Annotated in this window: 10 protein-coding genes and 1 other annotated feature (1 of these 11 cut by a window edge); all 10 genes read right to left on the reverse strand. The window is 37.0% G+C overall.

All coding sequences use genetic code 11. From position 1 onward, the window contains the following. Window positions 1–62, reverse strand: a binding site (T-box leader) (it extends 185 nt beyond the left edge of the window). 47 nt (window positions 63–109) lie between these two features. Beyond that, entirely contained in the window at window positions 110–1,567 is a 1,458-nt protein-coding gene (gltX, locus tag COO03_RS20705) for a glutamate--tRNA ligase (protein ID WP_097898950.1), read from the reverse strand. Between the two features lie 79 nt (window positions 1,568–1,646). Then, window positions 1,647–2,132: a 2-C-methyl-D-erythritol 2,4-cyclodiphosphate synthase gene (gene ispF / locus COO03_RS20710; RefSeq protein ID WP_097898951.1), complete on the reverse strand. Its 486-nt coding sequence runs from the start codon at window positions 2,130–2,132 to the stop codon at window positions 1,647–1,649. Between the two features lie 116 nt (window positions 2,133–2,248). Next, the gene (ispD, locus tag COO03_RS20715) at window positions 2,249–2,929 is read right to left on the reverse strand and encodes a 2-C-methyl-D-erythritol 4-phosphate cytidylyltransferase (protein WP_097898952.1); all 681 of its coding nucleotides are present in this window, start codon (window positions 2,927–2,929) and stop codon (window positions 2,249–2,251) included. Between the two features lie 16 nt (window positions 2,930–2,945). Further along, entirely contained in the window at window positions 2,946–4,052 is a 1,107-nt protein-coding gene (locus tag COO03_RS20720) for a PIN/TRAM domain-containing protein (protein WP_097898953.1), read from the reverse strand. A gap of 160 nt (window positions 4,053–4,212) precedes the next feature. Beyond that, a complete protein-coding gene (disA, locus tag COO03_RS20725; protein ID WP_097898954.1) occupies window positions 4,213–5,286 on the reverse strand; it encodes a DNA integrity scanning diadenylate cyclase DisA in 1,074 nt (357 codons plus the stop codon). A 3-nt stretch (window positions 5,287–5,289) separates the two neighbouring features. Next, entirely contained in the window at window positions 5,290–6,666 is a 1,377-nt protein-coding gene (radA, locus tag COO03_RS20730; protein ID WP_097898955.1) for a DNA repair protein RadA, read from the reverse strand. A 95-nt stretch (window positions 6,667–6,761) separates the two neighbouring features. Then, window positions 6,762–9,197, reverse strand: coding sequence for an ATP-dependent protease ATP-binding subunit ClpC (clpC, locus tag COO03_RS20735; protein WP_097898956.1), 2,436 nt, complete (start codon window positions 9,195–9,197; stop codon window positions 6,762–6,764). 22 nt (window positions 9,198–9,219) lie between these two features. After that, window positions 9,220–10,284, reverse strand: a complete 1,065-nt coding sequence (locus tag COO03_RS20740; RefSeq protein WP_097898957.1) for a protein arginine kinase — start codon at window positions 10,282–10,284, stop codon at window positions 9,220–9,222. A gap of 4 nt (window positions 10,285–10,288) precedes the next feature. Further along, entirely contained in the window at window positions 10,289–10,837 is a 549-nt protein-coding gene (locus COO03_RS20745) for a UvrB/UvrC motif-containing protein (RefSeq protein ID WP_097898958.1), read from the reverse strand. A 163-nt stretch (window positions 10,838–11,000) separates the two neighbouring features. Next, window positions 11,001–11,462: a CtsR family transcriptional regulator gene (locus COO03_RS20750; RefSeq protein ID WP_097898959.1), complete on the reverse strand. Its 462-nt coding sequence runs from the start codon at window positions 11,460–11,462 to the stop codon at window positions 11,001–11,003. Between the last annotated feature and the right edge of the window lie 201 nt (window positions 11,463–11,663).

Below are 11,663 nucleotides of genomic sequence, written 5' to 3' on the forward strand. Positions count from 1 at the left end.
CCAAAAGGTGGTTCTCTCTGTAAAAAGCCTGACTTTCTACTTCTCCTTCTCGTCGCTTTTCCTTATTCGTTTTTTAGTACTCTTATTATATTTCTAAATTCGTTAAATGTTAACCAATTACTTTACGAATACGATTTAAAACTGTCTCTTTTCCAAGAAGCGCAATTGCATTTGGAAGTTCTGGGCCATGTGTTTGTCCAGTTGTTGCAACACGAATTGGCATAAATAAGTTTTTACCTTTATGGCCTGTTTCCTTTTGAACAACCTTAATTGCCTTTTTAATTGCTGCCGGCTCTACTTCTTCTAAAGCTTCTAATTCCGCTGCGAATGCACGAAGTACTTCAGGTACTTGTTCACCTTTCAATACTTCTTGTCCTTCTTCTTCATAGTCTACATGATCTTTGAAGAACATTTCAGAAAGCTCTACAATTTCAGCTCCAAAGCTCATTTGTTCATGGTATAAAGCAATTACATCACGAACCCAAGCTTGTTCTTGTTCGCTTAAGCTTTCACTTACACGACCAGCTTTCACTAAATGCGGTAAGCTTAATGCCACAACAGCATCTAAATCTTGCTTTTTCATATATTGGTTGTTCATCCATTTTAGTTTTTGAGAATCGAATAATGCAGGCGATTTTGATAAACGAGCTGCATCAAACATTTCAATAAATTCATCTTTAGAGAAAATTTCTTCTTCTCCTACTGGTGACCAACCTAATAATGCGATAAAGTTAAAGATTGCTTCTGGAAGATATCCAAGCGCTTGATATTGTTCAATAAATTGAATAATAGATTCATCGCGTTTACTTAATTTTTTACGACTTTCATTTACGATTAATGTCATATGACCAAACTGCGGGATATCCCATCCTAGCGCTTCATAAATCATCATTTGTTTTGGTGTGTTAGAAATATGATCATCACCGCGAAGAACGTGCGTAATTTCCATTAAATGATCGTCTACTGCTACCGCAAAGTTATAAGTTGGAATGCCATCTTTTTTCACAATAACAAAGTCACCAAAGTCATTTGAATGGAAAGCAACTTCATCTTTTACGATGTCTTTAAATGTGTAGTCGCGATCAGCTGGTACACGGAAACGAATACTTGGAATGCGGCCTTCCGCTTCAAATTGTTTGATTTGTTCTTCTGTTAAATCACGGTGATTACCTGCATAACGAGGTGTTTCACCACGAGCAATTTGTCCCTCACGTTCTGCTTCTAATTCTTCTTCTGTCATATAACATTTATAAGCTAAACCACGCTCTAATAAATCTTCATATAACTTTTTATAAATATCTAAACGTTCTGTTTGACGATACGGTCCATATTCACCGCCAACATCAACACCCTCATCCCAGTCCATGCCGAGCCATTTCAAGTATTTTAATTGGCTTTCTTCACCACCAGCAACGTTACGTTTTACATCAGTATCTTCAATACGAATAATAAACTTGCCATCTTGATGACGAGCAAATAAATAATTAAATAATGCCGTACGCGCATTTCCGATATGTAAGTGTCCTGTTGGACTTGGCGCATAGCGCACTCTCACTTGCTTTTCCATAATTGGTACACCTTCCATTCTTAATGTCAACACATTCTATAATTGTACACCAAAAAAATACGATTATCCATCTTGCAAATCAAAAACCATTATTTTTCTGCAATAAGACCACTGCTTGAGAAGCAATTCCTTCTTCTCTACCTGTAAAACCTAATTTTTCTGTTGTTGTTGCCTTTACATTAATATTGTCAATAGAAGTTTCTAGCAACTCACTAATACGCTTTCGCATACTTTCAATATGTGGTGCCATCTTTGGCTTCTGTGCAATAATTGTACAGTCTAAGTTACCTAATTCATAGCCTTGTTCATGCACAAATTCCCAAACCTTTTGTAATAATACCGCCGAATCAGCATCCTTAAAGGCAGGATCTGTATCCGGAAAATGTTTTCCGATGTCACCTGCAGCAATCGCTCCTAAACATGCATCAGCAATTGTATGCAAAAGTACATCTGCGTCTGAGTGACCTAACAAACCTTTCTCATATGGAATTGTAATCCCACCGATAATCAGCGGTCTACCTTCTGCAAATTCATGTACATCAAAACCTTGCCCAATTCGAAACATTGTTTACATCCTCCTCAAGCTAAACTACTAAGCTTTATGACTCTATATTATATCGCTGTCCCTATAAAGAAAAGCCCGGCAGTGACCGAGCTTTTCTTTATATTATACCACTGCCGCTATCCCTTCTGAACCTGCAAGAAACTTTCAGCGATTAATAAATCTTCTGGTGTCGTTACTTTAATATTATAATAACTACCCTCTACTACGCCTACTTCCTTGCCAATGCGTTCTACAAGACTTGCATCATCTGTGCCAAGAAAACATCCCTGTTTTGCACTTTGATGCGCTTCTAGTAAAAGTGCAACAGAAAATCCTTGCGGTGTTTGTACAGCTCTAAGGTGAGAACGCTCAACTGTTTCAACAACTGTATTTTGTTCTACCCTCTTTACTGTATCCTTTACAGGTACTGCACAAATGGAAGCACCTTTTTGCTTCGCTGCATTTAAGACATCATGGGTCATTTTATTTGTTACAAATGGACGCGCTCCATCATGTACGAGAACATACTCAGTTTGCTTCACATGCTGAAGTGCATTATATACACTATCTTGTCTTTCAGCCCCACCTTGAATAAACTGCACACTTTTTTGAATCGGATATCTCTGCATTAACTCTTCAAAATAGGAACGTTCTTCTTCATTAATTGCCATAATAATACTTTCACATGCTTCATCTTTCTCAAAAGCACGTAATGTATGCACAATAATAGGCACTTCATCAATAAGCAAAAATAATTTATTTTTACCAGCACCCATTCGTTTCCCTTGGCCCGCTGCCGGAATAATTAATGTATACATGCTAATAATCCTCTACTTATAATGCTTTTTCTAATAATTTACGCTTTGCAAAAATCATGCGGCCAGCAGATGTTTGTAATACACTCGTAACAAGCACATCAAGTTGTGAACCGACATACTCCCTACCGTCTTCTACTACAATCATCGTACCATCATCTAAGTAAGCAACACCTTGATTTTGCTCTTTTCCATCTTTAACAACGTAAACACTTAATTCTTCACCAGGTAGCACAACCGGTTTAATCGCATTTGCTAAATCATTAATGTTCAGAACTGTTACTCCTTGTAGTTCGGAAACTTTATTTAAATTAAAATCATTTGTGACAACAGTACCACCAGTTACTTTCGCTAATTTCACAAGCTTGCTGTCCACTTCCTGAATGTCTTCGAAATCGCCTTCATAAATCTCTACCGGAATTGGTATCTCTTTTTGAATACGGTTTAAAATATCTAATCCTCTGCGACCTCGATTACGCTTTAATGCATCCGAAGAATCAGCAATATGTTGCAATTCCTCTAATACAAACTGCGGAATGACAATTGTTCCTTCTAAAAACTTAGTTTGGCAAATATCAGCAATGCGTCCATCAATAATTACACTTGTATCAAGGATTTTCCAATGTGAAGAAGATTCTTCTGTTTCTATTTCTTCACTTTCGCTATTATTATTTTTCTTCTTACCACCGCGCTGTGGTAATGTAAATAATCCTAACAGTTCATTTCTCTTTTTAAATCCTACTTGGAAACCTAAATAGCCAAGTAAAAGTGTAAAGAAGATTTGTAATACAGTGCTAATGACTGGAATTGTAAATTCACGAATTGGTATCAAAATTAAATATGCAACAATAAGACCAGAGATTAACCCTAACGTACCAAATAAAACATCTGCTACGGGCGCCTTTACAAGGGCTTCTTCAATGTGTTTAATAAGCTGAACAATATAATCTACAAGCCAAAATGTTGTTAAAAATAAAATAATTGCACCAATAATTGCACGAACATATGAACCTTCAAGAAAAGGGACTGCACCAATATCCAATACATCAATAATTTTTGGGATTAGAAAAATCCCCAACGCTCCCCCGATTACTAAAAAGAAGAGCTGTACGATCCGTTTTAACATCCAACCACCTCCTACTCATTATTAACCATTGTTTTGCTATTCAAAACGCCGAATGCAAAAGCGGACGTGTTTTTTCATAAATAGTTTTATTTACCAATATACCATATCATATACCAAAAATGTTCTAGTGTCGTTATATTGTAGAATCAATGTAATATTCTTAATTGTGTCTACTCATATAAAGATGCTCTTGAATTCGTTTTAAACCTTCTCGTATTTTCTTCGCTCGAACTTCTCCAATTCCTTCCACATCATCTAATTCATTAATCGTTGCACGGCAAACACCTTGCAATGTTTTAAATCGATTAATTAAATTTTCAATAATAAGGGGTGGTACTCTAGAAATTTTACTTGTAATTCGATACCCTCTCGGTGTCACACTTTCTTCTAAGTTCGTTTGTCCTGGGTAACCAAGCAATTTAACTAAATCGCTGTCTTCTAAAAGCTGTGCATTAGCAAGTTCCTGTAATTTTTTTAAAATTTGATAATGATCTTGCGTCTTCTCTTGATAATAGTCTTTAATTAACAATGCCGCTTCTGCTTCCAAATCTGCCAGTAATTCTGTCAGTTGTAAACGAATGAGTCTACCTTCTGTTCCTAGTTCATGAATATAACTTAGGATTTCATTCTTAATGCGAAGTACCATTTCAGCGCTATGTAAAACATGAACTACTTCGGACAACGTAACAACCTCTTCAAATTCTAGAATGCCCAAATTCGTAATACCATCATTCCATACTGCCTTATATTTTTCTAAAGTTTGAATTGCTTGATTGGCTTTTGTTAAAATAACACCTATATCCTTTAATGTATAACGTAGACTTCCCTGATATAGCGTAATTACATTACGTCTTTGTGAAATAGCAATAACAAGGCTACCCGTTTGTTTTGCTACACGTTCTGCCGTACGGTGACGCATCCCTGTTTCAATAGAATCAATAGATGATTCAGGAACTAATTGCGCATTTGCAATTAAAATTTTGCTTCCTGTCTCATTTAAAATAAGCGCCCCATCCATTTTCGCCAATTCATATAAACTAGCGGGTGAAAACGCACAATTAATGTGAAATCCTCCATCAACAATACTTTTAATTTGTTCATTATATCCAAGAACAATTAAGCCACCTGTCTGTGCACGAAGTACATTATCTATTCCATCACGCAGCGGTGTTCCTGGTGCAACAAGCTGTAAAATATTAATCATACTTTTGACACGTTGCTTGTTTTCCTCCATAGCCTAGCCTCCTAATGTCAAGCGAAGCGCCTCTCCTAAATTGGAAACACCAACTACTTCAATCCCATCAGGAATTGTCCATCCCCCCAAATTTTTTCGTGGGATAATAGCACGTTGAAATCCTAATTTAGCTGCTTCTTGTACACGTTGTTCAATTCTTGATACCCTTCTTACTTCTCCAGTTAACCCCACTTCTCCTATCACCACGTCAGTCGGTGCAGTTGATTTATCTCGAAAACTTGAAGCGATACTTAAAGCAACCGCTAAATCAATTGCTGGTTCGTCTAATTTCAAACCACCAGCAACCTTTAAATACGCATCTTGGTTTTGTAATAATAAACCAGACCTTTTTTCTAGCACTGCCATAATCAGTGATACTCGATTATGATCAATTCCTGTAGCCATTCTCCGAGGATTTCCAAAACTAGTAGGAGAGATTAATGCTTGTATTTCTACTAAAACAGGTCTTGTTCCTTCCATCGAAGCAACAACTGTAGATCCTGCAACTCCAACAGGCCTTTCTTCTAGAAAAATTTCAGAAGGATTCAATACTTCTGCAAGACCAAGTTCCTTCATTTCAAAAATACCCATTTCATTTGTAGAGCCAAACCGGTTTTTTACCGCTCGCAAAATACGATATGTATGATGACGATCCCCTTCAAAATAAAGGACCGCATCTACCATGTGTTCTAACATACGTGGCCCTGCAATGGCACCTTCTTTCGTCACATGCCCTACAATAAAAATTGGAATCCCTTTCGTTTTCGCAAGCTTCATCAGTTCTGCTGTACATTCACGTACTTGTGCCACACTTCCAGGTGCTGAAGTCACTTCTGGTAAATAAATCGTTTGAATGGAATCAATCACAACGAAGGACGGATTCATTTCCTCAATATGCGCTGCGATTCGCTGCAAATCTGTTTCCGACACAACAAATAAATTACCTCCATTTACATGGAGACGATCTGCGCGAAGTTTAATTTGCTTCGCTGATTCTTCACCCGATATATATAGTACATCATACGAAGAGTCTGCTAATTGTGATGATATTTGTAGTAACAACGTTGATTTCCCAATCCCAGGGTCTCCACCAATCAGTACAAGAGAACCATCAACAATCCCTCCACCTAGTACACGATTAAACTCTTGGAATTTCGTTTCAATACGGGCTTCAGACTTTGTTTCCACTTCTGTAAGACGCCGCGGCTTTGTTACTTCTGTTTGAATTGCATTTGCATAGTTAAGACGCCGTGATGATACAACTTGTTCCATTTCTTCAACAAGTGTATTCCATTGTCCGCACCCAGGGCATTTCCCCATATATTTTGGTGATTGATATCCGCATTCTTGACATATAAATTTTGTTTTCTTTTTAGCCATTTTGTTTTATACTTCACTTCACTTTCATCTATAGACATAAATTCTTCTCGTACAACAAAGAGGGCTACCTGATAGCCCTCTTTGTTTGTCTATACTTATTTTACCTTTTCTGCACTGTGAATGACAAATGATTCTCCTTCTGCATCAAAGATAACTTTTTGACCTTTCTCAATTGCTCCTTTTAGAAGTTCTTCTGATAATCGATCTTCCACATGCTTCTGGATTGCCCTACGAAGTGGTCGAGCACCATATTCACGATCAAATCCTTTATCAGCAATCGCTGCAATTGCTGCACTTGTTAATTCTAAGTCGATTTCTTGCTCTTTTAATCGTTTCACTAATTGATTTACCATGAGTGTTACAATTTCTTGAATATGTTTTTTCTCAAGCATATGAAACACAATGATTTCATCGATGCGGTTTAAGAATTCTGGACGGAATGCCTTTTTCAATTCATCCATTACTTTACCTTTCATATCTGAATAGTCGCGACTCTCATCTTGCACGTTAAATCCAAGATGCTTATTACGTTTTAATGCCTCAGCACCAACGTTAGAAGTCATAATAACAATTGTATTTCGGAAATCAACTGTGCGGCCTTTAGAATCTGTTAAACGACCGTCTTCTAACACTTGTAATAAAATGTTAAATACGTCTGGATGTGCTTTCTCTACTTCATCTAATAGAACAACAGAGTATGGTTTGCGACGAACTTTTTCTGTTAATTGACCACCTTCTTCGTACCCAACATATCCTGGAGGAGATCCAACTAAACGAGATGTAGAATGTTTCTCCATATACTCAGACATATCGATACGAATCATTGCATCCTCATCACCGAACATAGATTCTGCTAATGCTCGCGCTAGCTCTGTCTTACCTACACCAGTCGGTCCTAAGAAAATAAATGAACCAATTGGACGTTTTGGATCTTTTAACCCCGCTCTTGCACGTCGCACTGCTTTTGCTACAGCAACAACCGCTTCATCTTGACCAATTACACGATCATGTAAAATAGACTCTAAGTTCAGCAATTTATCTGTTTCTGTTTGTGCAAGTTTAGAAACCGGAATACGTGTCCATGTAGAAACAACATTTGCAATATCTTCTACTGTTACTTCTGAGTTTTCTTTTCCTTGCTGTTCTTTCCATTGACGTTTTGTATCTTCTAATTTTTCACGTAAACGTTGTTCCATATCTCGTAAAGAAGCGGCCTTTTCAAATTCTTGGCTTTGTACAGCTGCATCTTTTTCTTTACGAATTTCCTCAAGCTTCACTTCAAGTTCTTTTAAATTTGGTGGTGTTGTATATGAACGCAAACGAACTTTTGATGCAGCTTCGTCAATTAAATCAATTGCCTTATCAGGTAAGAAACGATCTGTAATATAGCGATCTGAAAGTTTTACCGCTGCGTCAATTGCATCGTCTGTAATGGATACGCGATGATGTGCCTCGTAGCGGTCACGGAGACCTTTTAAAATTTGAATAGACTCTTCTAGACTCGGTTCATCAACCTGGATTGGTTGGAAACGTCTTTCTAACGCTGCATCTTTTTCAATATACTTACGATACTCATCTAGCGTTGTAGCTCCAATACATTGTAATTCACCACGTGCTAAAGATGGTTTTAAAATATTAGATGCATCGATTGCACCCTCTGCACCACCTGCACCAATTAATGTATGAAGTTCATCAATAAATAAAATGATATTACCCGCTTGGCGAATCTCATCCATTACTTTCTTTAAACGATCTTCAAACTCACCGCGATATTTTGTACCAGCAACAACAGTACCCATATCTAATGTCATAACACGCTTATCACGTAATGTTTCCGGAACTTCATTATTTACGATTTGCTGCGCTAATCCTTCTGCGATTGCTGTTTTACCTACACCTGGTTCTCCAATTAACACTGGATTATTTTTCGTTCGACGGCTCAGTACTTCAATAACACGTTGTATTTCCTTACTACGGCCGATAACAGGGTCTAATCGATTTTCACGTGCAACAACTGTTAAATCACGCGCTAAGCTATCAAGTGTTGGTGTATTCGCATTTGTTGAAGAACCACCTTGGTGACCTGAAGTAGCTTCATTACTTCCAAGAAGCTGTAGTACTTGTTGTCTTGCTTTATTTAAACTTACGCCTAAGTTATTTAAAACACGTGCTGCAACGCCTTCACCTTCACGAATCAAACCTAGTAAAATATGTTCTGTTCCAACATAGGAATGACCTAATTTACGCGCTTCGTCCATAGATAATTCGATTACCTTTTTGGCACGAGGTGTATAATGAACCGTTTGAGATACCTCTGTTCCACGACCAATTAATGCTTCTACTTCCTTTTGTACCTTTTCTGGACTTAATCCAAGAGCAATTAACGCTTTAGCTGCAATTCCTTCCCCTTCGCGTACAAGCCCAAGTAAAATATGTTCTGTTCCAATATTATTATGCCCAATGCGAATTGCTTCTTCTTGAGATAAAGCTAATACTTTCTGTGCTCGCTCTGTAAATCTTCCAAACATCATAGAAATCGCCTCCTACTTGCGCTCAATTTTGTTCAATTCGTAATCGTTCACGGATTAACGTTGCTCTTCGATAATCTCTTTCCTCTGGCCCTAAAGGACCACCTGCATATTGCTGTAAAATCCCTGGCTGGGTCAGGACCATTATCTCTGTTAAAATATTTCTCGATATATTTTTTATATAACCAAGATCAATGCCAAGTCGTACATCGGATAAGCAAGTAGCTGCCTCCGCTGATTCAATTAAACGACTATTGGCCAAAACACCGTAAGAACGATACACCTTATCTTCAAGCTCAATACTTGAATTTTTCACAATTAATTCTCGGGCTAATCTTTCTTGCTGTATAAGTTGATGAATGACACTCTTTAAATCTGCTATAATATCTTCTTCTGACTTTCCTAGTGTCATCTGATTAGAGACTTGAAATATATTCCCTAACGCTTCGCTACCTTCACCATATATTCCCCTTACTACCAATCCTAATTTTTGAATTGCCTGTATAATACGGTTTATTTGCTTCGTTAAAACAAGTGCAGGTAAATGAATCATTACAGAAGCTCTTAACCCCGTACCTACATTTGTAGGACAACTGGTAATATAGCCAAGTGATTCATCAAAAGCATACTCAACCACTTCTTCAATCTTATTATCCATTTGATTTGCACTTTGAAGCGCCTCAGATAATTGTAGTCCAGGGAATAGACATTGAATTCGCACATGATCTTCTTCATTAAGCATTACACTCATATGTTCACTTTCTGATAATAGACAAGCTCCAAATTCTGTCCCTGCAAGGTTAGGACTAATTAAATGTTTTTCTACTAAAACTCTCCGCTGCAAGGGCTTTAGATCACTCATCTTCAATAACTCAAAACCAACAAAAGTTTCCGTTGTTTCATTAGCAAACTTTTGTTGAAATAACTCAGTAATCTGCTTAGCTTCTTCATCCGTCTGCATAGTAGGGAAATGATAATTTTTTAAATTACGAGCCAAACGAATACGACTGCTTAAAACAATGTCAGAATCAGGGCCATCTCCCTTCATCCAAGGGCTAATTGCTTCATTCATAATACGATCCAGTGACATAGAATTATTCCCCCTTTCTATGCTCACTAAGCTGATTTTCGATACTTCGAATTTGATCACGGACTTGAGCCGCTTTTTCAAATTCTTCTTTCTGTACATATTGCTTCAAACTTAGTTTTAGTTCATCTAATTCTTTCTTTAAGTGGATATTTCCTCCCATATATTCTGGAATTTTTCCACAATGATGCGTATGACCACCATGAAGACGCTTCAACATTGGCTTTATTTGTTCTCCAAATGCCTCATAGCAAGAAGAACAGCCAAAACGCCCCACCTTTGCAAATTGTTCATATGTCATCTTACAATCTGGGCATTTTAAAACCTTTGAATCTGTAAAATGATTCTCTTGTTGTTCAAACATCGACGGTTCACCATGTAGCAATCCCGCTAATAAGTCATGAAAGGAAAAATTAGATTGTGATGATTGAAAGAAAGACGTATAGCCACTTTGTTCTGCACATTGCTCGCAAAGATGAACTTCCGTCTTTTTTCCATTTACTACTTTTGTATAATGTAAGGCCGCTGGTCTTATATTACAGTTTTGACAAGTCATCTCTATCCCCACCTTTACAACAGGAACGATCTATTTCATAACACTTTTCATACATTACTAAAATTTCCCCTTCACTTAATCAGTTTTGCAGAAATACATGTTGTCTGTAAAAAACTATTATGAATTGTATACTCTCAAAAACATTTCTTAACAAAAGTTATATTTATTTATATTTCAGTGTCCTTAACATTGCGCATAATATGCGAGCCCTAAGTTGATCTCGAGAAGATGCATCCATTAATAATACAGAGCGATCTAATACACTTAACATAAGTTTAGCTTCCCTCTTTGTTACAATACCTTCTTCTATTAAGCGTATAATAATACTTTCTGCATTTCCTTGTGCAATACTATGCTCAATCATATGAAACATTTGATCAATAATGTCTATATCGTCATGCAATTTGACTTTGATAATGCGAATGTAACCTCCTCCACCTCGTTTACTTTCCACTACAAATCCTCTTTCCAATGTAAAGCGGGTATTGATTACATAATTAATTTGAGACGGAACACAATCAAATCGATCTGCGATCTCACTTCTCTTAATTTCAATCACATTATTGTTGCTTAAGCCAATAACTTGCTTTAGATATTGCTCAATGATATCAGATATATTTCTCATTTATCCGCCACCTTTATTGACTTTGACTATCTTTGACTTTAATTATATACGTATTAAAAAAATTTGCAACTCTTTTGCCTCCTCATTATCCTAGCCATAATTTTCATTGTTTAATCACAAGATTTATTGTTTATAAAAGAATACAAAAAAGCACGAGTCAATTGACTCGTGCTTTAATTGATTGGCGACGTCCTACTCTCA

This window comes from Bacillus sp. AFS098217, assembly GCF_002551815.1.
In the GTDB taxonomy this organism is placed as follows: domain Bacteria; phylum Bacillota; class Bacilli; order Bacillales; family Bacillaceae_G; genus Bacillus_A.